24 protein-coding genes and 1 pseudogene are annotated in these 22,503 nt (G+C 72.9%); 14 read left to right on the plus strand and 11 right to left on the minus strand.

Features of this window, described 5'->3' with window-relative positions; translation table 11 throughout:
- Positions 1–92 precede the first annotated feature (92 nt).
- Together ACFV6D_RS27655 and ACFV6D_RS27660 are read right to left on the minus strand one after the other, a co-directional pair.
- The gene (locus ACFV6D_RS27655; protein WP_380561464.1) at positions 93–827 is read right to left on the minus strand and encodes a response regulator; all 735 of its coding nucleotides are present in this window, start codon (positions 825–827) and stop codon (positions 93–95) included.
- Positions 824–1,702, minus strand: coding sequence for a sensor histidine kinase (locus tag ACFV6D_RS27660; RefSeq protein WP_380561466.1), 879 nt, complete (start codon positions 1,700–1,702; stop codon positions 824–826). Before ACFV6D_RS27660 ends, ACFV6D_RS27655 begins: the two co-directional genes overlap by 4 nt.
- Before the next feature lie 138 nt (positions 1,703–1,840).
- Between ACFV6D_RS27660 and ACFV6D_RS27665 the strand changes: the two genes are divergently transcribed.
- The 3 genes from ACFV6D_RS27665 (at position 1,841) to hemC (ending at position 5,972) form a co-directional block, all read left to right on the plus strand.
- Complete coding sequence (locus ACFV6D_RS27665; protein ID WP_380495575.1) at positions 1,841–2,593, plus strand: ABC transporter ATP-binding protein; 753 nt, start codon at positions 1,841–1,843, stop codon at positions 2,591–2,593.
- Positions 2,590–4,899, plus strand: a complete 2,310-nt coding sequence (locus ACFV6D_RS27670; protein ID WP_380561468.1) for an ABC transporter permease — start codon at positions 2,590–2,592, stop codon at positions 4,897–4,899. Before ACFV6D_RS27665 ends, ACFV6D_RS27670 begins: the two co-directional genes overlap by 4 nt.
- A 137-nt stretch (positions 4,900–5,036) precedes the next feature.
- Positions 5,037–5,972, plus strand: coding sequence for a hydroxymethylbilane synthase (hemC, locus tag ACFV6D_RS27675; RefSeq protein WP_063347045.1), 936 nt, complete (start codon positions 5,037–5,039; stop codon positions 5,970–5,972).
- 18 nt (positions 5,973–5,990) lie between these two features.
- Here hemC and ACFV6D_RS27680 read toward each other — a convergent pair whose 3' ends face one another.
- Complete coding sequence (locus ACFV6D_RS27680) at positions 5,991–6,914, minus strand: LLM class flavin-dependent oxidoreductase (protein ID WP_380561469.1); 924 nt, start codon at positions 6,912–6,914, stop codon at positions 5,991–5,993.
- Between the two features lie 274 nt (positions 6,915–7,188).
- Here ACFV6D_RS27680 and ACFV6D_RS27685 point away from each other — a divergent pair, with 274 nt between their 5' ends.
- Positions 7,189–7,995, plus strand: a complete 807-nt coding sequence (locus ACFV6D_RS27685; RefSeq protein ID WP_063347043.1) for a nucleotidyltransferase domain-containing protein — start codon at positions 7,189–7,191, stop codon at positions 7,993–7,995.
- A gap of 18 nt (positions 7,996–8,013) precedes the next feature.
- On the opposite strand, the gene ACFV6D_RS27690 is transcribed toward ACFV6D_RS27685, so the two are convergent.
- Entirely contained in the window at positions 8,014–8,757 is a 744-nt protein-coding gene (locus tag ACFV6D_RS27690; RefSeq protein WP_380561471.1) for an aminoglycoside N(3)-acetyltransferase, read from the minus strand.
- 436 nt (positions 8,758–9,193) lie between these two features.
- Positions 9,194–9,763, minus strand: a complete 570-nt coding sequence (locus ACFV6D_RS27695; protein ID WP_380494869.1) for a helix-turn-helix domain-containing protein — start codon at positions 9,761–9,763, stop codon at positions 9,194–9,196.
- An 83-nt stretch (positions 9,764–9,846) separates the two neighbouring features.
- Between ACFV6D_RS27695 and def the strand changes: the two genes are divergently transcribed.
- From def to ACFV6D_RS27710, 3 genes are all read left to right on the plus strand, one after another.
- A complete protein-coding gene (gene def, locus ACFV6D_RS27700; RefSeq protein WP_380561473.1) occupies positions 9,847–10,452 on the plus strand; it encodes a peptide deformylase in 606 nt (201 codons plus the stop codon).
- Between the two features lie 235 nt (positions 10,453–10,687).
- Positions 10,688–10,942, plus strand: a complete 255-nt coding sequence (locus ACFV6D_RS27705; protein WP_380561475.1) for a hypothetical protein — start codon at positions 10,688–10,690, stop codon at positions 10,940–10,942.
- Between the two features lie 28 nt (positions 10,943–10,970).
- Positions 10,971–13,421: an SAM-dependent methyltransferase gene (locus tag ACFV6D_RS27710; RefSeq protein WP_380561477.1), complete on the plus strand. Its 2,451-nt coding sequence runs from the start codon at positions 10,971–10,973 to the stop codon at positions 13,419–13,421.
- 51 nt (positions 13,422–13,472) lie between these two features.
- Here the strand turns inward: ACFV6D_RS27710 and ACFV6D_RS27715 are convergent, their stop codons facing one another.
- The gene (locus ACFV6D_RS27715) at positions 13,473–14,537 is read right to left on the minus strand and encodes an aldo/keto reductase (RefSeq protein ID WP_063347037.1); all 1,065 of its coding nucleotides are present in this window, start codon (positions 14,535–14,537) and stop codon (positions 13,473–13,475) included.
- A 117-nt stretch (positions 14,538–14,654) separates the two neighbouring features.
- Here ACFV6D_RS27715 and ACFV6D_RS27720 point away from each other — a divergent pair, with 117 nt between their 5' ends.
- Positions 14,655–15,488 (plus strand): helix-turn-helix transcriptional regulator, encoded by an 834-nt coding sequence (locus ACFV6D_RS27720; RefSeq protein WP_380561479.1) that lies wholly within the window; start codon positions 14,655–14,657, stop codon positions 15,486–15,488.
- Between the two features lie 129 nt (positions 15,489–15,617).
- On the opposite strand, the gene ACFV6D_RS27725 is transcribed toward ACFV6D_RS27720, so the two are convergent.
- Positions 15,618–16,427: a class I SAM-dependent methyltransferase gene (locus ACFV6D_RS27725; RefSeq protein WP_380561481.1), complete on the minus strand. Its 810-nt coding sequence runs from the start codon at positions 16,425–16,427 to the stop codon at positions 15,618–15,620.
- 65 nt (positions 16,428–16,492) lie between these two features.
- On the opposite strand from ACFV6D_RS27725, the gene ACFV6D_RS27730 reads away from it, so the two are divergent.
- Both ACFV6D_RS27730 and ACFV6D_RS27735 read left to right on the plus strand, forming a co-directional pair.
- Positions 16,493–16,891 carry a hypothetical protein gene (locus ACFV6D_RS27730; RefSeq protein ID WP_380561483.1) on the plus strand — a complete coding sequence of 133 codons (399 nt, stop codon included), beginning with the start codon at positions 16,493–16,495 and terminating at the stop codon, positions 16,889–16,891.
- A gap of 233 nt (positions 16,892–17,124) precedes the next feature.
- Positions 17,125–18,813: a HEAT repeat domain-containing protein gene (locus tag ACFV6D_RS27735; protein ID WP_380561485.1), complete on the plus strand. Its 1,689-nt coding sequence runs from the start codon at positions 17,125–17,127 to the stop codon at positions 18,811–18,813.
- Between the two features lie 42 nt (positions 18,814–18,855).
- Here the strand turns inward: ACFV6D_RS27735 and ACFV6D_RS27740 are convergent, their stop codons facing one another.
- Genes ACFV6D_RS27740 through ACFV6D_RS27750 form a run of 3 tightly spaced genes read right to left on the minus strand, consistent with a single transcriptional unit; the run spans position 18,856 to position 20,210 of the window.
- Positions 18,856–19,089, minus strand: coding sequence for a DUF397 domain-containing protein (locus ACFV6D_RS27740; protein ID WP_380345102.1), 234 nt, complete (start codon positions 19,087–19,089; stop codon positions 18,856–18,858).
- A gap of 60 nt (positions 19,090–19,149) precedes the next feature.
- Complete coding sequence (locus ACFV6D_RS27745; protein ID WP_380429461.1) at positions 19,150–19,335, minus strand: DUF397 domain-containing protein; 186 nt, start codon at positions 19,333–19,335, stop codon at positions 19,150–19,152.
- Positions 19,336–19,337: 2 nt separating this feature from the next.
- Positions 19,338–20,210: a Scr1 family TA system antitoxin-like transcriptional regulator gene (locus ACFV6D_RS27750; protein ID WP_380561487.1), complete on the minus strand. Its 873-nt coding sequence runs from the start codon at positions 20,208–20,210 to the stop codon at positions 19,338–19,340.
- 130 nt (positions 20,211–20,340) lie between these two features.
- On the opposite strand from ACFV6D_RS27750, the gene ACFV6D_RS27755 reads away from it, so the two are divergent.
- Positions 20,341–20,802: an ATP-binding protein gene (locus ACFV6D_RS27755; protein ID WP_380561489.1), complete on the plus strand. Its 462-nt coding sequence runs from the start codon at positions 20,341–20,343 to the stop codon at positions 20,800–20,802.
- A gap of 199 nt (positions 20,803–21,001) precedes the next feature.
- Here ACFV6D_RS27755 and ACFV6D_RS27760 read toward each other — a convergent pair whose 3' ends face one another.
- Complete coding sequence (locus ACFV6D_RS27760; protein WP_380345094.1) at positions 21,002–21,289, minus strand: hypothetical protein; 288 nt, start codon at positions 21,287–21,289, stop codon at positions 21,002–21,004.
- A gap of 170 nt (positions 21,290–21,459) precedes the next feature.
- On the opposite strand from ACFV6D_RS27760, the gene ACFV6D_RS27765 reads away from it, so the two are divergent.
- From ACFV6D_RS27765 to ACFV6D_RS27775, 3 genes and pseudogenes are all read left to right on the plus strand, one after another.
- Positions 21,460–21,792 (plus strand): PadR family transcriptional regulator, encoded by a 333-nt coding sequence (locus tag ACFV6D_RS27765; protein ID WP_244293322.1) that lies wholly within the window; start codon positions 21,460–21,462, stop codon positions 21,790–21,792.
- Positions 21,789–22,208, plus strand: a complete 420-nt coding sequence (locus ACFV6D_RS27770) for a hypothetical protein (RefSeq protein ID WP_380561491.1) — start codon at positions 21,789–21,791, stop codon at positions 22,206–22,208. The genes ACFV6D_RS27765 and ACFV6D_RS27770 overlap by 4 nt, the downstream gene beginning before the upstream one ends.
- Positions 22,209–22,351: 143 nt before the next feature.
- Positions 22,352–22,503 (plus strand): annotated as a pseudogene (locus ACFV6D_RS27775) (RNA-guided endonuclease TnpB family protein); the annotation flags it as partial.

Below are 22,503 nucleotides of genomic sequence, written 5' to 3' on the forward strand. Positions count from 1 at the left end.
TGAATCGGACCGGGAGTTACCTCTAACGAGTTAGCTAGATGATTGTCATGCGAATCAAGGGAATTGACTGAGCATCAGTATCGGCATCAGTATCAGCCGGGCCCGCCCCCCGGCGAGACCAGCCCGGTCTCGTACGCGAGGACGACCGCCTGGGCCCGGTCGCGCAGGTCGAGCTTGGCGAAGATCCGGGCGACGTGCGTCTTCACCGTCGACTCGCTGAGCGTCAGTTCGGTCGCCAACTCACTGTTGGACAGCCCGCGTCCGAGCAGCGCCAGCACCTCCGCCTCGCGCGGGGTGAGCGGGGCGAGGTTGCGGTGCAGCGGCGGGCCGTCGGCGCCGGGGGCGGGGCGCGGGGCGCCGGCCGCGAAGCGTTCGACCAGCCGCCGGGTGATCGAGGGGGCGAGCAGGGCGTCCCCGGTGTCCACCAGGCGCACGGCGGCGGCGAGATGGGCGGAGGTGACGTCCTTGAGCAGGAAGCCGCTGGCCCCGGCGGCGAGGGCGGCGTAGACGTAGTGGTCGAGGTCGAAGGTGGTCAGCATGATCACCCGGCAGCCGGGCGCCCGGGCGAGGATCCGGCGGGCGGCTTCCAGGCCGTCCATGCCGGGCATCCGGATGTCCAGCAGCGCCACGTCGGGCCGGTGCGCGACGGCGGCCGCCACCGCCTCGGCGCCGTCGGCGGCCTCGGCGACCACGTCGATGCCGCGCGCGGTGAGGATCATCCGGAAGCCGGTGCGGACGAGTTCCTGGTCGTCGGCGATCACCACCCGGGGGCGGCGCTCCCGCTCCGGCTGCTGCTCCGGCCCCCGCTGCACCTCGGCCCCGGTCACGGCCGGTCCAGCGGGATGCGGGCGCGGACCCGGTAGCCGCCGCCGAGCCGGCGCCGGGCGTCGAGGTCGCCGCCGTACACGGCGACGCGCTCGCGCAGGCCGAGCAGCCCGCGCCCGGCGCCGTCGGCCGGCCGGGCGGGCGGCGCGGGCACGGCGTCGGCGGGTTGCGCGGGCGCGGCGTGGGCGCCCGCCAGCACGCTCGGCCCGCTGTTGAGCACTTCCACCCGCAGGTAGTGGTCCGCGTAGCGCACCGTCACCTCGGCCGTCACCCCGTCCCCGTGTTTGAGCGCGTTGGTCAGCGCCTCCTGGATGATCCGGTACGCCGTCACGTCGACGCCGCCGGGCAGCGGTCTCGGCTCGCCCGAGATCCGCACCTCCACCGGCAGCCCGGCGAAGGCGAACCGGTCGATCAGCGGCCCGAGCCGGCTCAGACTGGGCTGCGGCGCGAAACCGTCCGCCGCCTCCTCCTCGGTGCCGTCGGCGGCGGGGGCGAGCAGCCCGAGCAGGTGCCGCAGCTCGGTCATCGCGTCGCGCCCGGCGGCCTCGACGGCGCCCATCGCCGCCGCCGCCTCCGCGGGCATGGTGGCGATCACCTCGCGCGCGGCCCCGGCCTGGACCACCATCAGACTCACGTTGTGGCTGACGATGTCGTGCAACTCGGCTGCGATGCGCGCCCGTTCGGCGTCCACGGCGGTACGGGCTGCGCTCTCCCGCTCCCGTTCCAGCAGCCAGCCGCGCTCGCCGATGGCCGCCCGGTGCAGCCGCCGCGCCCGGGCGAGCGCGACGCCCAGCCAGCCGGCCGCCGCGACCGCCGTACCCGCCACCGTCGCACTCGCCACCGCTACGGCGGCCCAGTTCGTCCCCGTTCCCCACACACCGCCAGTTTCCCAGCCCACGCGATGATCGACATCATCCGGGGGTGCCGCCCGCGTACATCCCGGGTACTACGGCCGCCCCGGCTACACCCCGGGTGGGACGCCGGGCCCGGGGGCCCGCGCCTACCGTCGTCCACCATGAGCAACGACCACGACGGGACCACCCCGCCGAACGACCACGACGGGACCACCCCGCCGGACGACGCACAGGCCGTCGTCGAGCTGTCCGGGGTCCACAAGGAGTTCGGCGACGCCAAGGCGCTCGACGGCGTCGACCTGCGGATCCGGGCGGGCGAGGCGGTCGCCGTGATGGGCCCCTCCGGGTGCGGCAAGTCCACCCTGCTGAACATGGTCGCCGGGCTGGACCGGCCGACCTCCGGCACCGTCCGGGTGCACGGCCAGGACCTCGGGCGGCTGAACGAGACCGGGCTGGCCCTGTTCCGCCGCCGCCACATCGGCATGATCTTCCAGTTCTTCAACCTGATCGACGACCTGCCCGCCCTCGACAACGTCGCCCTGGCCGCCCAGCTGACCGGCACCACGGCCCGCCAGGCGCGCCGCCGCGCCCTGGAACTGCTGGACGAACTCGGCGTCGCGCACCGCAAGGACACCTACCCGGCCGCGCTCAGCGGCGGCGAGCGCCAGCGGGTCGCGGTGGCCCGGGCCCTGATGAACCGCCCGGCGCTGCTGCTCGCGGACGAGCCGACCGGCGCGCTGGACAGCCGCTCCGGCGAGCAGGTGATGGACCTGCTGATCGACCTCAACCAGATCGGCCAGACCCTGCTGATCGTCACCCACGACCCCAACCTGGCCACCCGCTGCGCCAGCCGCCTGGTCGAGGTCGCGGACGGAAAGGTGGCGCGCGAGCGGGCCCTGGAGGCGTCCGCATGACCGGCGCCGTGTGGCGGGCCTCCCGGGCGGCCGTGAAGCGCCGCCGGGTGCAGACCTTCGTGATCGGCCTGGTCGTCTTCTGCTCCACCACGACCGTGCTGCTCGCCCTCGCCGTGATCAGCGCCGCCCGGGCGCCCTTCGACGACGCCTTCGCCGCCGAGCGCGGCGCCCACGTCGTCGCGGCCTTCGACCCGGCCAGGGCCTCGGCGGAGCAGCTGGCCGCCACCGCCCACCGGCCGGGCGTCGAGGCGGCCGCCGGGCCGTTCGACCAGGCTGTGGTGGAGATCCCCACCGACTGGGTCGGCCGCCCGCCGGGCCCGCTGACCCTGGTCGGCCGGGCCGACCCGGCCGGGCCGGTGGACCGGGTGCAGCTGCTGGGCGGCCGCTGGGCCACGGCGCCCGGCGAGGTGGTCATCCAGCAACCGGGCGGTGGCGCCGCGACGACGCTCCTCGGCACGTCGCTCACCACCGCCACCGGGCTGAAGCTCACCATCGTCGGCTTCGCCGGCAGCATGAGCCAGTCCGCCGGCGGCTGGGTCGTCCCCGAGCAGGCGGCCGCCCTGCACCCCACCAGCCGTCAGATGCTCTACCGCTTCGCCGACGCGGACACCGAGCAGCAGCTGACCGCCTCCCTCGGCACGGCCACCGAGGGCCTGCCCGAGGGCGCGCTCGCCAGCGCGCAGTCGTACCTGGTGCTCAAGCAGGCCTTCTCCGCCGGTGCCGACGCCTACCTGCCGCTGATGACGGTCTTCGGCGTGCTCGGGCTGGTCGTCGCGGCACTGATCGTCGGCAACGTGGTGAGCGGCGCGGTGGTCTCCGGCTACCGGCACATCGGCGTGCTGAAGTCGATCGGCTTCACCCCGCGCCAGGTGGTCACGGTCTACCTGACCATGGTCTCGGTGCCCGCGGTCGTCGGCACGGTCCTCGGGACGGCGGCCGGCTGGGCGGGGGCGTACCCGATCCTGGAGACCGCCTTCAGCGGCATCTCGACCGGCACCGCCGTGATCGAGCCGGCCGGCTGGCTGCCCGCCGCCACCCTGGTCGGCGTCCCGCTGCTGGTCGTCGCCGCCGCGTTCGTCCCGGCCTCGCGCGCCCACCGGCTCTCCGCCGCCCAGGCGATCTCGGCCGGCAGCGCCCCGCGCACCGGGCGCGGGCTGAAGGTCCAGCGCCGGCTGAGCGGCACCCGGCTGCCGCGCGCCGTCAGCCTCGGCCTCGGCCAGCCCTTCGCCCGCCCGGGCCGGACGGCGCTGACCATGGCGGCGATCGTGCTCGGCGTGGTCACCGTGACGGTCACCACCGGCCTGAGCAGCACCCTGGCCAGGAGCATGGCCCCGGTCGACGACAAGATCCACGTCAACGTGCAGACCGGCCACTTCCAGGGCAACACGGTCGAGCCGCAGCTGACCCCGGCCCAGACCGAGGCGATGCTGCGCGCCACCCCCGGGGCCGCGCAGGTCGTCACCCGGGGGCTGGTCCGAGTGGGCGTGGTCGGCCACACCCAGCCCGTCTTCATGGACTTCTACGGCGGCGACGACATCGCCGGCACCAGGTGGCTGCGGGTGGTCAAGGGCCGCCCGGCGACCGGGCCGGACGAGGTCCAGGCCGGGCCGGCCTTCCTCGACCAGCGCGGGCTCAGGCTCGGCGACCGGATCACCCTGACCCTGGAGGGCCGACAGCGGGCCGTCACCATCGTCGGCGAGGAGATCCAGGGCAACGCGAACGCGATCACCTCCAACGACGCCACCCGGGCTGCGCTCACCCCCGACCCGCACACGGTCGAGTACGACGTGCGGCTCGCCGACGGCGCCGACGCCGCCGCGTACCAGAAGGCGGTCGGGGCCGCCGACCCGAGCCTGACGCCCTCGGTGGTCGTCGAGAGTTCGGCGGGGCCCGTCGTCGCTATCCAGACCTTCAGCACGACCTTCACCGTCCTGCTGTCGGTGGTCGCCTCGCTGGGCGTCTTCAACACCCTGCTGCTCACCATCCGCGAGCGCCGCCGGGACATCGGCATGCTGAAGTCCATCGGCATGACGCCCCGTCAGGTCGTCGCGATGACGGTCACCTCGGTGGCCTGGCAGGGCGCGCTCAGCGGCGTCATCGGCATCCCGGTCGGGATCGTGGTGCACCGGCTGATCGCCGAGAACGTCCGGATCCTGGCCTTCCCGGAGCACATGATCGACGTCTGGGGCGCCCCGCTGCTCGCCCTGCTCGCGCTGGCGGGCGTCGCGATCGCCGTCCTCGGCGCCCTCGTCCCGGCCCGCTCGGCGGCCCGGCTGCCGATCGCCGAGGTGCTGCACAACGAGTGAGCGGGGGGCGGCGCGCGGGCGGCACACGGATGGTCGGACGGTTCGCCGCCCGGCCGTCCGGGTGCCGTCCGGCGGGCCTTCCGCCGCATGGCTGACGCCGGGTCAGAGCCCGGCGTTCGAGCGCCTATCATCGCGCCATGGCCACCGCTGAGCTGATCCGCATCGTCTCCCGCTCCTCGCCCATGGCGCTCGCCCAGGTCGAGCGGGTCCGCGCCGAACTCGCCGCCCTGCACCCGGGCCTGCGCACCGAGGTGGTGCCGGTCACCACCTCCGGCGACCGCTGGATGGGCGACCTCGCCCGGCTCGGCGGGAAGGGCGCGTTCACCAAGGAGGTCGACGCCGCGCTGCTCGCCGGGGAGGCCGACGTCGCCGTGCACTGCCTCAAGGACGTGCCCGCCGACCGCCCGCTGCCCGCCGGCACCGTCTTCGCCGCCTACCTGCGCCGCGACGACATCCGCGACGCCCTCGTCCACCCCGGCGGCCTGACCCTCGCCGAACTGCCGCCCGGCACCCGGATCGGCACCTCCTCCGTCCGCCGGGTCGCCCAACTCGCCGCCTCCCACCCGCACCTGGTGTGCGTGCCGATCCGCGGCAACGCCAACAGCCGGCTGGCCAAGCTGGCCGCCGGGGAGGCCGACGCGCTGCTGCTCGCCGCCTCCGGGCTGGAGCGGATCGGCGAGCAGGCGCGGATCACCGAGATCCTGGACCTCGACGCGATGTGCCCGCCGATCGGCGCCGGCATCCTCGTCCTGCAGTGCCGCGAGGACGACGTCGTCACCGTCGACGCGGTCGCCGCGCTCGGCCACCGCGACACCTGGCGCGAGGCGGCGGCCGAGCGGATGTTCCTGCACGTCCTCCAGGGCCACTGCAACAGCCCGATCGCCGGCTACGCCAGGGCCGAACCGGACGGCCGGCTCTCGATGCGCGGCCGGGTCTTCAGCCCGGACGGCAAGCAGGTGCTGGACGCCCACGAGTGGGCCGGCGCGCTCAGCCCCGAGGACCTCGGCACCTCCACGGCGCTGGCGCTCAAGCGGCAGGGCGCACAGGAGCTGATCGCGGGCATCCCGCACTGACCTCCATCGCTCCGACCTTTACTGGAACAGCAGTTCGGCGAAGCGGTCCACCTGGTCCACCTCGGGGGACCAGCAGTACAGCATCACCTCGTCCGCGCCGATGGCCGTGAAGCCGGCCACGGCGGCCCGGATCGCCTCCGGCGTGGTGAGCAGGCCCTCCTCCATCCGGTCGGCGCGGCCGCTGGACTCGTAGTACGCGCGGATGTTGCGCCGGGCCTGCTCGACCGTCTCCGCCGGGCCGAGGACGGCGTTCGCCTGGGCGACCAGCCGGGGCCGGCCGTCCCGGCCGTGCCGCTGCCAGGACCTCTCGACGTCCTGGAACAGCCCGGCCATCGCCTCCGGCGGCACTCCCGCGCCGAGGAAGCCGTCCCCGAACCGGCCGACCCGGTCCAGCGCGGCCGGGGCGAAGCCGCCGAACAGCACCTCGGGGCCGCCGGGCGTCGCCGGCGCGGGCCCGACCGGGCCGACCCCCTCGCCGAACGGCTCACCGGCCCAGAGGCGGCGCAGCACCGCCATCCGCTCGTCCAGGAGCCGGCCCCGGCGGCGCGGGTCGATGCCGGCGGCCAGGAAGTCGTCCTCCCGGCCGCCGACGCCGAGGCCGAGCGTGAACCGCCCGCCGGAGAGCAGGTCCAGGGTGGCGGTCTGCTTGGCGAGCAGCGCGGGGACGTGGTGCGGCGCGAGCAGCACCTCGGTCTGCAGGCGGACGCGGGACGTGGCGCCGGCCAGGGCGGCCAGCGTCACCAGCGGTTCGGGGTTGTCGAACACCACCCGGTCCGCCAGGCCGAGCGTGCTGAACGGGCCGGCGTCGGCCCGTCGGGCCCACTCGAACAGCAGGACGGGGTCGTGGAGGGGCAGACCGAGGCCGATCTTGACGGCCTGCGGGGAGGCCTGCGGGGAGGCCTGCGGGGCGGGCTTCGAGGTGGGCTGAGGGTCGGGCTGCATGGGGATCATCCTCCGGAGGGCAGGCCGCATACGGGCGCCGCTCCTCCGCGGGCCCGCGCGCGGCCCTGCTCCCCGTCCTGCGGCTCGTCGTTCCGGGGAGCGTGCTCGTCGGAGTGCGGCGACGGTGGCGCGAGGTGTTTCCCGGGTTCAACGCCGTTCCCCGCGCGTCCGTGCCTGGAATGATGCCCGGGAATCGCCGGGGAGTTGACGATCGGCCACGCCCGGCGTCCGAAATCGGCTCGCTCGGGGGTGCGCGAACCGGCAGAGTACGCCCATGACTACCGCGGGACTGGACGACGACGGCTTCATCGCACGGGAGGGCTCGTTGGGCCGGGTGCCCGAGGCGTTCGCACCCGTGGTCGCCGCCGCCCGGACGCTGATCGCCGAGGTCTTCGACCTCCCCCGGCTGCACAGCGCCTACCTCTACGGCAGCATCCCGCGCGGCACCGCGATCCCCGAGGTCTCCGATCTCGATCTCCTGCTCGCCCTGAGGCAGGAGCCCTCCGCCGCCGACCGGGCTGACGCCGATGCGCTCGAATCCCGGCTCGATGCTTCCTTCCCGCAGGTCAACGGTGTCGGAATCCTCCTGTTCAGCGCGGACACGCTGCTGAGCGAGCTCGAACGTCACGATCTGGGCTGGTTCGTGGCCTGCCTGTGCACGCCTTTGCTCGGTGACGACCTCGCCGCCGGACTGCCGCGCTACCGCCCCACCTCCACGCTCGCCCGCGAGACCAACGGCGATCTCGCCCTGGCCCTCCCGCGCTGGCGCGAGCGGGCGGGCTCGGCCGGTACGCCCGCCGAGCGCCGGGCGCTCAGTCGCGCGGTCGCCCGCCGGATCGTGCGGACGGGCTTCACCCTGGTGATGCCGCGGTGGGGTGGCTGGACCAGCGATCTCACCGAGTCCGCCGGGGCGTTCGCCCGCTACTACCCGGAGCGCGCCGAGCAGATGCGTCTGGCGGCGACCGTGGCCCGTACGCCGACGGCGGACCCGACCGTCCTCAAGGTGCTCACCGAGGACCTCGGGCCGTGGCTGGCGGCCGAGTACACCGCCGTCCATGGGGAGAAGACGCCCCGGACCTGACGTCGGACACGTCCTGTCCTACGCCCGGTGCTCGGGCAGCCAGTGCTGCGCGTAGGCGACGGCGTCGCGGAGGCGGAAGAGGCGGGTGGTGGCGGCGCCGACCGTGGCGTGGCGGACGGCCTTCGGGTGGTCGGCCTCGAAGGCGGTGCCGAGTTCGGCGAAGTCGTCGGCGCTGATGGCCCGGTCGCGGACGGTGAGCCATTGCCGGCCCTCGGGGGTGAGGGTGGCGAAGGAGACGTCCTCGCTCGGGCCCGGGACGCGGTACTCGGCGAGGTGGAAGCAGGTGCAGGAGCCGAAGTCGGCGCCCAGCAGCAGGACCTGGGCGTCGCGGTCCTCCAGTCGGGCGAGCGGGCTGGACTCGCCGAGCAGGCAGTCGAGGGCGTGTCCGTCGGTGGTCTCGGCGGCGCCCGGGCCGAGGGCGGCGAAGGAGGTCTGCGGGTGGGCGCTGCGCCGGGCGCCGGGCCAGATCCGGACGGCCTCGGGGATGGCGCCCATCCCCAGGGTGGGGCTCACCTGCGGGTCGTACGCGGGCCAGGACGCTCGGATGTCGGGCCACCAGGCTTCCGGGACCGGCGGGTTGGACCAGCCGGCGGGGTCGGAGTTGTCCCCGGTGTGGGTGGGGACGGCGAGGGTGCCGGTCGGTCCGAGGGCGTCGAGCAGGGCCTGGACGACGGTGACCGGCCCGCCGGAGACCCAGCCGAGGGAGCGCAGCGAGGAGTGCACGAGCAGCGTGCCGCCGGGTTCGACCCCGGCGGCACGCATGTAGGCGGCGTGGGACTGTAGGGTGGAGAGGGGGCCGTTTAAGCGCAACGGGCCAGCGTGCGGGTCGGCGGGCTCGGCGGGGGGCCCCCCCCCCGCTCCCCCCCGCGCGTGGTCCCTCGGGGGTTTGTCCCCCCCCGGGGGGCGGGGGGCCCCCCCCCCCCCCCCCCCGCAGGTCGGCGGCGAGGGACTGGCGGGTGCAGAGGGGGCCGTTGACGCGCATCGGGCCAGCTTGCGGGTCGGCGGGCCGGGTGCGCCAGCGGGTTTGTCTCCCTCGCCTGGACACCGCCCGCGTGCCGTCTCTGACGCGGCGCCAAATTGGTCTCGACCATTTGGTCTTGACCATTGCTTGGGTTCGGGAGCGGAGGAGGATCACCGCGAAGCGCCGGGCGGCGGACTCCGGCGCTCCTCCGTGCCCGTCAGCGCTCCTCCGTGCTCGTCAGTGCTCGTCCGGGAGGAGCGGGAAGAGGCGGGCCACGGCGGCGACCGGGCGGGCGCCGGCAGGACGGCCGGCCGGGTCGGCCTCGCGGTCGCGGTAGCGGGCCAGCACCTGGCGGACGGCCTCGCCGACGGCGGCCAGTTCGGCGGGGGTCAGGTAGAGGACGGTGCTGAACGCCTCGTCCTGCCGCCAGTCGGCCGGCGCCGTGTCGCGGCGGGCGAGCCAGCGCCGGTAGCTCTCGTCCTCCAGGCCGCGCGCGAGTTCCCCGAACTCGTCTGCTGCGGCGGGCTGGTGGGTCTGGTGTGGCTGCTGCGGGAGCCGCCAGGGGCGGGCGCGGCCGTCGGTGGCGGGGGCCTCCTCGATGAGGCCGTGGCGGGCCAGCTGCCGTAGGTGGAAGGAGCACAGGCCGGAGCTGTACCCGGTGGCGGCGGCGGCCTCGGTGGAGGTGAGGGCGGCCTTCTCGGCGAGGAGACCGAGGATCGCGGTGCGTACGGGGTGCTGGGGGAGGGGGGCGGTGGCGGGCGCGGTGAGGCCTTTGGTTTCCTCGGCGGCTTTGGCATCTTCGGTCACTTTGCAAAGTCTGCTACTTTGCAAAGTCGATGACAAGCCGTCATCCTTGCCGTCGTGTCGACGGTGTCGACGAGGGAGCGCCGATGTCCGAACCGCGTGAACGCCCGACCGTCCTGCGGATCACCGAGGTGGGGGAGGACATCCTCCGCCGCACCTGCCGCCCGGCGACCGGGGAGGACTACGGCAGCGAGCGGCTGGCCCGTCTCATCGAGGACATGTTCGCCACCATGCAGGTCGCCGACGGCTGCGGGCTCGCGGCCAACCAGGTGGACGTGGACCTGAGCCTCTTCGTCTACGACTGCCGCGACGACCAGGGCGTCCGGCATGTCGGCCACGTGCTCAACCCGGTCGTCGAGCCCCGCGAGCCCGGCCGCCGGCTGATCGAGGACACCGAAGGCTGCCTCTCCGTCCCCGGTGCCGGCACCGAACTCGCCCGCCCGGCCGAGGTGGTGGTGCACGGCTTCGACCAGTACGGCGCCGCCGTCACCATCGAGGGGACCGGCTACTTCGCCCGCTGCCTCCAGCACGAGACCGACCACCTGAACGGGCAGTTGTACATCGACCGGCTGTCCGGCCGGGACCGCAAGCGCGTCCTGCGCCAGACCGCCGACCGCCGGGAGGACGTCTTCGCCCAGCGGGCCCGGCGGGCCCAGCGCGCCGCCCGCGCCGCCCGGGCGTCGGCCCGCTGACCGTGCCTGACCAGGACGTCGGGTGCGGGCCGGTCTGGGGGGCGCACCCGGACAGCTGGGGACTGTCGGCATTCGGCGTCGACGTGTCGGGTGAGATGGCCGCGTTCCTCTGCGGCCCCCATCCCGACCGGCCGCAGCCGCACCCGCGGGGCTGTCGGCGCGAACTGGTGTTCAGTAGCATGAACACGCGAACGCCCGTGGCTCCGAAGGGACGAGTGACTGTCGAGTGCCTACCGTGACCGCAAGCAGCCTGGCCTTCGGCTTCGACGTCGTCGACATCGACGTGGACGCCGATCTCGCGCTGGACGCCGACACCGCCGCGGACCGGCCCTTCCGCCAGGTCGGCCGGACGGACTTCGACCTGGCCAGCCCGATCCTGACGGATCCCGCGCCGCAGATCACCCAGATGGACTTCGAGGTGGACGCCCCGGGCCTGATGGACCCGCCGCCGCAGGTCGTCCAGCTGGACTTCGCCGTCGATGTCGCCTGACGCCGCCGACACCGACTGACGCCGCCCGATGGACCCGAACCGCCCGTACGGCCGCCCCTTCGACCGCTTCCCGACCCGCCGCGAGCACGAGGACCGCTGGGCGGAGCTGGCCCGGGCCATCGCCGCCACCCCCGGGCCGCGCCGCCCCGAGCGGGACGGCGAGACGGCCGAACCGGCCACGCCCAAGGGCGAGTTGACCGTGCTCGGCTCCGGCATCGAGGCGGCCGGGTTCACCCGCGCCGACGAGCGGCTGCTCCGCGAGGCGGACCACGTCCTCCACTGCGTCGCCGACCCGGTGACGGTGGTGCGGATCAAGGCCTGGCGGCCCGACTCCTACGACCTCGGCGTCCTCTACGACGACGCCAAGGACCGCTATCTGACGTACGTGCAGATGTCCGAGGCGATCCTGCACTTCGTCCGGGCCGGGCGGCGGGTGGCGGCGGTCTTCTACGGCCACCCGGGTGTGTTCGTCCTCTCCAGCCACCGCGCCGTCCGGATCGCCCGCCGCGAGGGCCACGCGGCCGTGATGCGCGCGGGGATCAGCGCGCTGGACGTCCTGTGCGCCGACCTCGGCGTGGACCCGAGCAGCCCCGGCATGCAGACCTTCGAGGCCTCGGACCTGCTGATCCGCGGCCGGCGGATCGACCCGGGCCTGCACCTGGTGCTCTGGCAGGTCGGGCTGGTCGGCGAACTCGGCTACCAGCGCACCGGGTTCTTCAACCACCGGCTGCCCGTCCTGGTCGACCGGCTGGAGGAGGTCTACGGCCCGGACCACCCCGTGGTCAACTACATCGGCGCCCGCTACCGGGGCACCGCCCCCGTCACCGACCGGCACACCGTCGCCGGGCTCCGGGACCGGGCCGTGCAGCGGACCGTCACCAGCGCCTCCACCTGGTACCTCCCACCGGCCGTCGCCGCCCCGGCCGACCCGCGGATGCTCGAACGGCTCGGCCTGATCCGACCCGGCCAGACCGTGCGGCCGCCCACCGGCCCGGTCCGGAACATCGACGAGTACGGGCCGCGCGAACTCGCCGCCCTCGACGGCTTCACGGACTTCCACGTCCCCGGCGGCTACCACTGGCAGGAGGACACGCCCGCCGCCCGCTTCGTCCTCGCCCTGGGGGAGGACGGCGCCCTGCGCGAACGCTTCGTCCGGGAGCCCGAGGCGGCGGTGGCGTCTTGGGCGCCGCCGGATCTCGCCGACGCCGAACGCGCCCTGCTGGCCCGCCGCGAGGACGCGGCCATGCAGGCCGCCGCCAAGGGCCGCTACCGGCGGCCGACCCCGGAGGCGGCGCGGCGGCTGCGCACCCTGCTCACCCGCAAGTCCGAGGCGCGCGCGCTGCTCCGGTCGGTGCGCGACGGCGGGCCCGGGGGCGGCGAGCTCGGGGGCGGCGGGCTCGCGGGCGGGGGGAGCAGCATCCGGCGCGACCTGGACACCGTCCTCGCCGAGGCCCTGTACCCGTGGACGGGCCTCTACGGCACGCCGGACGGCGACCTCGACGTCTACGTCCTGGGCCGCGCCACCGACCCGCCCCGGCACCGGATCCACGTCAACGGGCGGCGGATCACCGCCCCGCGCCACGACCACGGTGTGCTGCGCTGGCGGGTCGAGGACGGCAACGACTGCGGCGGCGAACTGCGTACCGAGGTCGGCCGGGACGGGCGGCGCCGGCTGGTCGGCGCGGTGTGGCCCGCCGGGCGGGTGGCGGCGGCGGAGTTCTCGGTGCAGCTCGCCGAGTACGCCCTGCCCGACGTGCCGCCGCTCGCCGACCTGGTCGGCGACTACCGGGCGGCGGACGAGGCCGGGCGCGAACTGGTCGTCTCCGTCGGGCCGGGCGAGGACGGCCCGGCGCTGCGGGTCCGTGTCACGGTCGGCGGCGTGCCCACGGCGGCCGCCGTCGTGGTCGGTCCGGCGGGCTTCGAGGTGGACGGCGTCGCCGTCCCCTACGCCCAGGCCGTGGCGGCATCGACCGTGCCGCCGTATCTGTACGGCTGCTACCGGGTGCAGCTGCCGGGCGGCCGCGGCGCGGAGCTGAGGGTGGCCGAGGACGGCGTCACCCTCGACGAACAGCCCCTCCTCCATGCGGAGTTCACCGGCAGGCGCCTCACCTGGCGCGACGGCCCCGCGCCGCTGCCGTCCGCCGAACTGACCCTGCTGCTCGACCCGATCACCCTGCACCCGATGCTCACCGGCATCGGCATCGGCATCGGCACCGGCACCGGCACCGGCACCGTCCCCGGCCGCGCGCCCGGCGGCCCACGGCTGCCGGTGGTCGGCATGGTGCCGGTCGCCGCCGAACAGGCCGAACGCCTGGCCGCCCGCCCGCAGTTCGGCCTCCCGGCCGGGCCGTGGGCGCACCTGACGGCGCTGGCCGCCGAGGCGAGCCACGGCGGCGGCCTGTTCTGGTGGCACGGCTGGGAGCAGTCCGCCACCGCCCTGCACACGGTGCGGCGCGCGCTCTGGGAGGCGGGCCTCTAGCCCCGCGCCTCCAGTCCCGGGCCGGGTGCTGCCCCGGGGCTCGATCGGGTATCAGCGGCGGGTTTCGACCTTCAGGTCGCCGTGGGTCACCGTGCGCATCCTGTCGCTGGCGAGCAGGTCGTGCGGGAAGCCGAGTTCGATCGCGCTGGCCTCGTCGAGGCGGGCCAGTTGGGAGGCCGTGAAGTCGACCTCCAGGGCACCCAGATTGTCCTCCAGCTGCGCGAGAGTGCGGGCGCCGATGAGCGATGCCGTCACATCCGGGTTCTGCAGGGTCCAGGCCAGCCCGACCTGGGCGGTTGTGCGGCCCAGCTCCGCGGCGACCTCCTTCACGACATCAGCGATGTCCAGGTTGTGTTCGGTGAGCCCGCCGTTGGCGATATTGAAATTTTTACGGGTGCCGTCGTCGACCGCGGTGTTCGTCGTGGTCAGGTCGTCGCGGCTGTACTTGCCGGTGAGCACCCCGCCGGCAAGTGGCGAGTACGGCACCACGCCCAACCCCATCTCGCGTGCCATCGGGATCAGGTCACGTTCCCCGGTACGCTCGATCAGGTTGTATTCGATCTGCAGGGCGACCAGCGGCGACCAGCCGCGCAGGTCGGCGATCGCCTGCATGCGCGACACCTGCCAGGCCGGGGCGTTGGAGATCGCCACGTACAAGACCTTGCCCTGCCGGACCAGATCGTCCATGCCACGCAGGATCTCCTCGACCGGTGTCGTGAAATCCCACACGTGCAGGTAGAGCAGATCGATGTAGTCCGTATTCAGCTGTCGCAGACTGGCTTCCACCGACGCGAACAGGCTCTTGCGGTGAGGGCCCCCGGAATTCGGGTCGCCGGGCCGGCGCAGCGTGGTGTATTTCGTTGCCAGCACCAGGCTTTCGCGGTTGTCGCGGGTGAATTCACCCAGCAGGCGCTCGGAGCTGCCATTGGTGTAGGTGTTGGCGGTGTCGACGAAGTTGCCGCCGCGCTCGACGTAGAGGTCGAACAGCTTACGCGCCTCGTCCTGCTCGGCACCCCAGCCCCACTCGGTGCCGAAGGTCGCCGCGCCCAGCGCCAGCGGTGAGACCCGCAGCCCGGAGCGGCCCAGCAACCGGTAGGTGTCGAGGGTGAGCGACATCGTGTCCTCCTGTGCTTGTCATCCGTTGTCGAGAACAAGTCTGTGACCGCCGCGAGTCGGGGATAAGGGAAAGAAGTTCCTGGGAACACCAGTCCTACCCTGGCTGTTGGATCGAACATGATGACCCGCACCGTGGACACGGCAAAGGAGCTGGCCGCGTTCCTGCGGACCCGGCGCGAGCGCCTCGACCCGAAGGACTTCGGCCTGCCGTCGCGTCAGCAGGCCCGGCGGACCCCGGGGCTGCGTCGTGAAGAGGTCGCCGAACTGGCCGGGGTCAGCATCGACTACATCGTGCGGCTGGAACAGGCCAGGGGACTGCGGCCCTCGGCGAACGTGGTGGAGGCGTTGGCCCGGGCGCTGCGTCTGGCCCCCGACGAACGCGCCTACCTCTTCAACCTGGCCCAGCAGCGCCCCCGCAACGCCGACAAGCCCGCCACCACTGCAGCACCCCCGCTGGCCCGGCTGGTCGCCGACCTGTCGCCGCTGCCGGCCGTGCTGATGAACCACCGCTACGACATCCTGGCCTGGAACGGCGAAATGGCGAGGCTGCTGCTGGATTTCGACACCCTGCCGCCGTCGCAACGCAATGCCATGTGGCTGTGCCTGGTACACCCGGAAATACGCGAGTTCTATGTCGACCGCGAGCGCGTCGTGCGGGAGGGAATCGCCCACCTGCGCGCAGCGTGGGCCGCGCACCCGGAGGACCAGGCGTTGACCGACCTCATCACCGAATGCACCACCCGTAACGAGGAATTCGCGCGATTGTGGGCCGAGGGAGACGTGAAGGTCAACGGCCGCGGACACAAGGTGATGCGGCATCCGGACGCAGGTGTGATCGCCGTGAACTTCGAAGTACTCATGCCACTCCAAGATCCGGACCAGCGGTTGATGATCTGCCGTGCTGCGGACGATGAGAGCCGGTCGGCATTGAACCGGTTGTGCTCGCGGTGACGTGGAACCCTCATTCCGGCGTGCCTCGGAGTCCATCGGTGAGATCCGGGCCGAAAGCATGCCGGGTGCCCGGACGGCGCGGTGTCCATGACTGCTACACGTTCGCGGCCAGGACTTTCGAAATAGGCCCTAGCCCCGCGCCTCCGGCCCCGGGCCGGGGGCCAGTCGCCGGACGCGCAGCACGGCGGTCAGCATCGGGAGCGTGAACTCGCCTTGGGCGGTCTCCGGCCGGTCTGCGAGGAACGCGCGGATCCGGCCGAGTCTGGCCTCCCGCTCCTGCTCCGGCATGACGAGCATGCCCGCGCGGGTCGCGAGGGTCGCGACGAGGGAGTCGGCGGTGCGGAGTTGCCCGTGCGGGAACTGCTCCTGCTCCGGCGAGCCGAACTGGGCGGCCGCGCCGGTCTTCGGAAGGTGCATGCCGGTCGTCTCGGCGCGCCAGCCGGCGGGCGTGTCACGCGGGCCGATGGCCTCGCCCCCGCTGACCTGTGCGAGCCCGTCGACCCAGGCGACCTGGTCGTCCATCACGTTCCACAGGCCGGCCAGGACGCCGCCGGGGGCGAGGACCCGGGCGATCTCGGGCCCCGCGACGGCCATGTCGAACCAGTGCATGGCGTTGCCGGCGACCACGGCGTCGACGGAGGCGTCCGGCAGCGGAACCGTCTCCGCGCTCCCTGACAGGGCACGGACCTCCGGCAGCGAACGGCGCAGCTCGGCCAGCATCGCCGGGTCGGGTTCGACCGCGATGACCTCGGTACCCAGCGCGGCCAGCACGCCGGTCAGCTTGCCGGTTCCGGCGCCGAGGTCGAGCACGCGCGGGCCGGGAGCGGGTTCGAGCGCCCAACGCACCGCGTCCTGCGCGTAGTCCGGGCGGTGCTCGGCGTACGCGGCCGCCGCCGCGCCGAACGACGAGGCGTGGAGTGAGCGTTGATCTCGATCCATGCGGTCATGCTAGCCGCGCCGCGCCGTCCGGGCACTCCGCCGGCGGCGATGCGACCCTGGCCGCCATGGGCGCGGACCGACGCGTGCTGGCCGGTGTCGACCTCGACGGCGCCATCACGCCACCGGTTCCCGCGGCCGGCATCGGCGGCCGCCCGGTCCTGCTGATCGCGGCCGCGGACCCGAGCGGCCCGGACATCGTGCCGTCCTGGACCAGCAGTTGGCCGAACCTGGACGGATGGAAGCGGTGGCTCACCGTCGCCGGCGCCGACCACTACACCTTCACCGACCTGGACTACCTGGTCAACGAGAGCGGCGTGCTGCCCATCCCGAACGCTCCCCGGTCGATCGCGATCACCACCAGCTATGTCGGCGCCTTCTTCGAACGCCAACTCAAGGGAACCTGCGAGCCGTTGCTCAACGGCCCCAGCCGGGACTTCCCCGAGGTGGCCTTCACCCGCCCCTGACCGGCACGGACGGCAGAAAGGGTCCCGGCGCCACGGAGGCGGCCCGCCCGCATCAAGGCGCGAGGAACGCCGACTCCCTGCGGAGCTTCGCCCAGCGGTTGAGTGCGCGGACGCAGCAGGCCCAGGCCGTCATCTCGAAGGACGCCGCCGCCGGCTGGAGACCGTCTTCAGAGGTCAGGTCCCGCCCCCTGCCCCGCCCCCAGAGGTCAGTGGCGACGGGCAGAATGTTCGTCATGTTCGACGGACTCCACGACATCGACTGGTCGCAGATGCATCACGCCTACGGCACCGCGGAGGAGGTGCCCGGACTGCTGCACGCGCTCGCCTCCTCCGACGAGGAGGAGCGCAGGAACGCGCTCGACAGGTTCTACGGCGCCGTCCACCATCAGGGCGATGTCTACCAGTGCACGGCCGCAAGCGTGCCGTTCCTCTTCGAGCTGGCCGGCGACGCCGCCGCGCCCCTACGGGCGGCGGTGGTCGAACTGCTGGTCGGCATCGGCAGCGCGGCGCTCGCGTACGGCGCGACCGAGGAGAACAGCTGGGACTTCTCCGGCCACTACAAGGCCGCGGCGCTGATGCGGGAGCAGGCCGAGGCGTTCATCGGGTTCGCCACGGATTCCGACCGGCTGGTGCGGCAGGCGGCGATACCCGCGCTCGGGCTGTTGGTCGACGATGCGGAACGCGCTGCCGCGGTGCTGCGGGAACGGCTTCCCGCAGCACCGGGGGTGGTCGAACGGCTGCTGCTGGTCGAGGCGATGGCCGAGCTGGCTCTGCCCCGGCCGGACATGCTGGCGTCCGCATCGGCCTGGCTCACCTCCCTCGCCGACGACACCGCGCTCGATCCGACCACCCGGCTGGCAGCCCTGATCCAGCACGCCCGGTGCACACCGGACTTCCACGCCCAGGAGGCGACCCGCACCGCGATCGCCCTGCTGCGTGAACAGACGGCCCCGACCGGCGACTGGTGGCTCACCCCCACCCCGGCGACACCGGCACCCACGATCGAGCCGGGCAGCGCACCGGTCGAGGTCATCGCCGCGTTCGAGGACCTCGACCGGCACGCAACGGTCCACTCACCGGTCACCGGGCTGCTGCGCACTTTCCACGAGGTTCTGGGCGCGCGGGTGTCCGAGCGCACGATGCTGCTGGCGGAACAGCTGCGCAGCGCCGACCCCGGTACCCGGCTGGACGCCCTGCGGATGGGCTCGGAGATCATCAGGTCCCGGAGCGCTGGCCACGGCCCGCTCGTCGCGCTGATCGGCGCCCAACTCGCGGACCCGTACCCCGAGGTCGTCGCCGAGGCCGCCTCCGCCCTCGGCGCCTGCCATCCGGTCCCCGAGCCGGCCCGCCCGGTGCTGGCCGCCTTCGTCGCTGCCCAGCACGCGCAGTACGGACCACAGGCGTGGGCCTCCCCGCAGCGCCATCTGCGCCGGGCCCATCAGGAGGCCGTCCTCGCGTTGGCACGTCTCGGTGACGAGCGGGCGCTGCCGAGTCTGCTGGTGGCGCTGGACGGCGGGGTCGACGCCTGGCGGGCGGTCCAGGCTGCGAAGTGGCTTCCGGGTGCGGCAGGGCAGTTGGTGCCCGGGCTGGTCGAGCGGCTGCTCGGCTTCGACCTGGACCAGCAGTGGATCGAAACGGAGGTGAACTCGACGCTGCAGGCGCTGGGGCACCTCGGGGGCACGGCAGCGCTCGGGGCGGTCGAGGAGGTACTCGATCGGGCAGTGCGGGCGGAGAAGTGGGGGATCGTCTGCTCGGCACTGGCGGCGTTGCGGCAGTTCGGCCCGGCGGCGACACCCGCACTGCCGGTGATCCGTGAGCTGGCCGCACTCGGCGCGGCCGTGAACTCCAATGTGGCGCCCGCCGCGGTCGCCGCGCTCCGGGCAATCGAGGGCGACGCGCAGGAGGGTACTGCCACGCCCTAGGCCTGGCCTGGTCCTGCTCCTGGTCCTGGCAGTCTCGGGCCGTCAGGCGGCCGTCGGGGCGAAGTCGACGAAGGCCTGCCAGGCGGCGGGGGAGAAGGTGAGTTGGGGGCCGTCCTTGTCCTTGGAGTCACGGACGTGGACGGCGGCGGTCGTCTCGGCGACCTCGACGCATTCAGCACCCTCGTTGGTGCTGTAGCTGCTCTTGCGCCACGCGATCTCGACGCATTGGGCGCCTTCGTTGGTGCTGTGGCTGCTCTTGAACCAGACGAGTTCCATGCCTTCTGACGGTACGCCAACGGCCCACCGCTGCCTAGCGGTGGGCCGTTGGGGGACTGCTCAGACCTCGGCGGTCGCGGCGAAGCCGACGAACGCCTTCCACGCGGCGGGCTCGAAGGCCAGCTGCGGGCCGCTCTTGTCCTTCGAGTCACGCACGTGGACGACGCCGGGGGTCCCCGCCACCTCGACGCAGTTGGCGCCCTCGTTGCCGCTATAGCTGCTCTTGAACCACGCCAGCTCGGCCATGCTCACCGCTCTCCCAGGATCATCTCGATCAAGGCCAAGGACTCCCTCATGTTGAGCGCTTGCCCCCTGAGGGTGCCGTACCGTGCGGCCATCTTACGGACTTCCTCCGGGTCCGTGATCAACCTGTTGACGTGCTGGACCTCCACGTAGGCGATCTGCGCGCGTCCGGGCGGGGTCAGCAGCGTGAACGGGCCGCCCATGCCGGCGTTTTCCGTACTCCCGATGGGCATGACCTGCATCTCCAGGCCTCGGATCTCCGAGACCTTGAGGATGTGTCGAAGCTGTTCCTGGTGAACATCCCATCCACCGAGCGGCCGGCGTAGGACGCTTTCGTCGATCACCCAGCTCATGAGCGGAAGCGGCCACCGAGTGAGGATCTCCTGGCGCGCCAGTCGGGCTGCCACCCATTGGTCGATCTGTTCGACGGAGAGCCAGGGCCTGCGCATTTCGTACAGCGCCCGAGCGTGTGCCTCGGTTTGGAGCAAGCCAGGGATGTCGAGTGTGCTGTAGTCGTGGATCTCCAAAGCCTTCGCCTCCTCGAACGTGAAGGCCTTGGAGAACGCAGGGTGCCGTGTGGTGATCCGGATCTTCGCCTTCATCACGTCGTCGGCGATGATCCTCAACGCGCCACCCGCGTTGAGGACTTCCTCCGCCCTCGTCAGGATCTCGATTCTCGGCGTCCGCTTGCCGCGCTCGACCGCTCCCAGCTGGTCCTCGCTGTACCCGAGCTTCTCGGCCAGCTCGCGCTGGGTCAGCCCGGCCCGCTCCCGGAAGAGCCTGATCAACTTGCCCACCGCCGCATAGAACTCCGCGACCCCGTCGGAGTTCTCCGCCGTCTCGCCGTCATCGAAGACCGTGCGCTCGACGCCACCCACGACAATCACCCACCCTTTCGACCGATTGATCTGGGCCGGCCGACAGGCCAACCCTCCGCATCCGCACAGGCACTCTCAGTGCTCGCCGAATCCGTGGTCAGCGTACGTCCGGGGCGCCACGATTTTTTCCATGACGACCGACATCCCGCTCGACAGCCCCCGCCGTCACACCATCACCCTCGCCGCCACCCCCAAGGGCGCCGCCATCTGCCGGCGCATCGCCAGGCGTCAACTGGCCACCTGGGGACTGAACTTGTCCCACACCGAGCCGTACTACTCGGCTCTCCTGATCGTCGCGGAGCTCGCCGCTAACGCGACTACCCATGGCCGCGTTCCGGGGCGCGGCTTCGAGCTTCACCTCTGCCTCACCACCACCGTGCGCCGGGGCACAACCTTGCGCATCGAGATCTCGGACTGCCGGGGCGACCGCTTCCCGGCTCTGCCCGCCGTCCTCGCCCCCAACTCCCAGTCCGGGCGCGGCCTGACTCTCATCGACGCCCTCGCCGACCGCTGGGGCAGCATCCCCCGCCGCCCCAACGCGAAGACCGTCTGGGCCGAGCTCGACCTCCCCGCCGCCCTCGATGCGTCCTGACGTGACCCCGGGCACCGCGACCGCCTACACCCTCCTCCCGTTCGCCCTCCTCCTCGCGCTCCTCGCCTGGGTCTACCCCCTGACCGCCCATCACCATCCCCGCCCGGGCCCCAGGCCCACCGCAACCCCAACCCCTGTTCGCTGACTACGGCATGGGAAGTCGGCCCCACCGACTTCCCGCGCCGAACCCGTCCCGGACTCACCTCCCCGGCAGCCGCCCCTGGCGCGAATACACCGGCGGAGTGCCGTCCGTGAGGACGGGCTCCTCGTAGCACTCGACGCGCAGGTCGCCGCGCAGGTCTTCGAGTTCGTAGAGCGCCTCCTCCAGGAGGCCGTCGGCCCAGGCCTCGATCGACATCGTCGTCAGCGCGTGGTTCGAGACCTGGGAGAGTGGTCCGCGATCCATCGGCTCCCACTCCGGCGTGGTGTCCGAACGGAACATCAGCCGCCACCAGTACGGCTGCCAGTACGGCTTCTTCCGCTGCAACGAGACCAGCTCCCGGGGTCCTTGAGGCGAGGCGGTCGTGCCCCGACATCCGTGAAATGACGGCTTCCGGAGCCGAACGGTTGCTCAGGCATCCGCCCGTGCCGGATACATGGGCCCATAGACGGTATATGCCTATGAACGGTATATGTATTCGCATGACATTACGCTCCATGCAGGAGCCCACATTGCTTCTGCTCACCGCACTGGCCGACGCGCCTCGGCACGGCTACGCCCTGATCCAAGAGGTTGCCGCGCTCTCGGACGGCCGGGTCAAAATGCGCACCAGCACGCTCTACAGCGCGTTGGACCGCCTGCTCCAGCAGGGGCTGATCGAGGTCGAGCGCGACGAGGTGATCGACGGCCGCGCCCGCCGGACGTACGCACTCGCCGACGCAGGACGGGACACCCTCGCCGCCGAGGCCGACCGGCTGCGCGCGGTAGTGGCCGAGGCCGACCGGCGTCTGCGCACCACCCGTCCGACGGCCAGGGGGGCCCTCGCGTGAACACCGCCGCCACCGCCACCACCGCCACCACCGGCACCGCCTTGCGAGGACTGCGACTGGCCCTGCGGGCCTACCCCGCCGCCTACCGGGCCGAGCGCGGCGAGGAGATCGCCGCGGTCCACGCCGACTCCACCGCCGGCGCCAGCCGACTGGCCGTCATCCGCGAGACCGTCGGCGTCGCCGCGTACGGCCTGCGGGTGCGTACCGGCATCACCGCGAGCAGCACCGCCGGACGCCTGCTCGCCACCACCGCCCCGCTGGCCGCCGCCATGGCGCTCGGTCAGCAGCTGACCGCCCTCGTGTTCCTCCCGGAGAAGTGGCGGCAGGCCACGGCCGACCACTCCGCCGCGTTGCAGCACCCCGAAACCGCTTTCGTCGACTGGCACTCCCCGCTGATCGCCCAGACCGTCACCTGATTTCTCCCAGGAGGCTCCGGCCTTCAGGCCGGGGAGGAATGGGTCCTCGGCCCGGAGCCGTGAAGCGGCGGAGTTCTCTGCGCATCTGTTCTGACCTGTGCTTTCTTCTGTTGTCGGTGGGGGCTGTTAGGTTGCGGCTCATGATGACGACAGCGACGGCCGGTGAGGCCGGGTACGCCCGGTACACCTACCGGCTCCGCGTGTCGGCCACCGCCCTCGCACTGCTCGAAGCGGAGTGGGGGAAGTGCCGCTGGGTGTGGAACGAATCCGTGGCGATGTCCCGCAAGGTCCACAA

It is taken from the genome of Kitasatospora sp. NPDC059812 (genome assembly GCF_042732075.1).
GTDB lineage: Bacteria > Actinomycetota > Actinomycetes > Streptomycetales > Streptomycetaceae > Kitasatospora.

Excerpts from the sequence above, each read along its gene's own strand:
- ACFV6D_RS27720 (WP_380561479.1), top strand. The coding sequence starts at position 14,655 with ATGATGACCCGCACCGTGGACACGGCAAAGGAGCTGGCCGCGTTCCTG.
- hemC (WP_063347045.1), top strand. The coding sequence starts at position 5,037 with ATGGCCACCGCTGAGCTGATCCGCATCGTCTCCCGCTCCTCGCCCATG.
- ACFV6D_RS27730 (WP_380561483.1), top strand. The coding sequence starts at position 16,493 with ATGGGCGCGGACCGACGCGTGCTGGCCGGTGTCGACCTCGACGGCGCC.
- ACFV6D_RS27740 (WP_380345102.1), bottom strand. The coding sequence starts at position 19,089 with ATGGAACTCGTCTGGTTCAAGAGCAGCCACAGCACCAACGAAGGCGCC.
- ACFV6D_RS27680 (WP_380561469.1), bottom strand. The coding sequence starts at position 6,914 with ATGCAGCCCGACCCTCAGCCCACCTCGAAGCCCGCCCCGCAGGCCTCC.
- ACFV6D_RS27755 (WP_380561489.1), top strand. The coding sequence starts at position 20,341 with ATGACGACCGACATCCCGCTCGACAGCCCCCGCCGTCACACCATCACC.
- ACFV6D_RS27765 (WP_244293322.1), top strand. The coding sequence starts at position 21,460 with ATGCAGGAGCCCACATTGCTTCTGCTCACCGCACTGGCCGACGCGCCT.
- ACFV6D_RS27670 (WP_380561468.1), top strand. The coding sequence starts at position 2,590 with ATGACCGGCGCCGTGTGGCGGGCCTCCCGGGCGGCCGTGAAGCGCCGC.
- ACFV6D_RS27685 (WP_063347043.1), top strand. The coding sequence starts at position 7,189 with ATGACTACCGCGGGACTGGACGACGACGGCTTCATCGCACGGGAGGGC.
- def (WP_380561473.1), top strand. The coding sequence starts at position 9,847 with ATGTCCGAACCGCGTGAACGCCCGACCGTCCTGCGGATCACCGAGGTG.
- ACFV6D_RS27715 (WP_063347037.1), bottom strand. The coding sequence starts at position 14,537 with ATGTCGCTCACCCTCGACACCTACCGGTTGCTGGGCCGCTCCGGGCTG.
- ACFV6D_RS27745 (WP_380429461.1), bottom strand. The coding sequence starts at position 19,335 with ATGGCCGAGCTGGCGTGGTTCAAGAGCAGCTATAGCGGCAACGAGGGC.
- ACFV6D_RS27690 (WP_380561471.1), bottom strand. The coding sequence starts at position 8,757 with ATGCGTGCCGCCGGGGTCGAACCCGGCGGCACGCTGCTCGTGCACTCC.
- ACFV6D_RS27665 (WP_380495575.1), top strand. The coding sequence starts at position 1,841 with ATGAGCAACGACCACGACGGGACCACCCCGCCGAACGACCACGACGGG.
- ACFV6D_RS27710 (WP_380561477.1), top strand. The coding sequence starts at position 10,971 with ATGGACCCGAACCGCCCGTACGGCCGCCCCTTCGACCGCTTCCCGACC.
- ACFV6D_RS27725 (WP_380561481.1), bottom strand. The coding sequence starts at position 16,427 with ATGGATCGAGATCAACGCTCACTCCACGCCTCGTCGTTCGGCGCGGCG.
- ACFV6D_RS27735 (WP_380561485.1), top strand. The coding sequence starts at position 17,125 with ATGTTCGACGGACTCCACGACATCGACTGGTCGCAGATGCATCACGCC.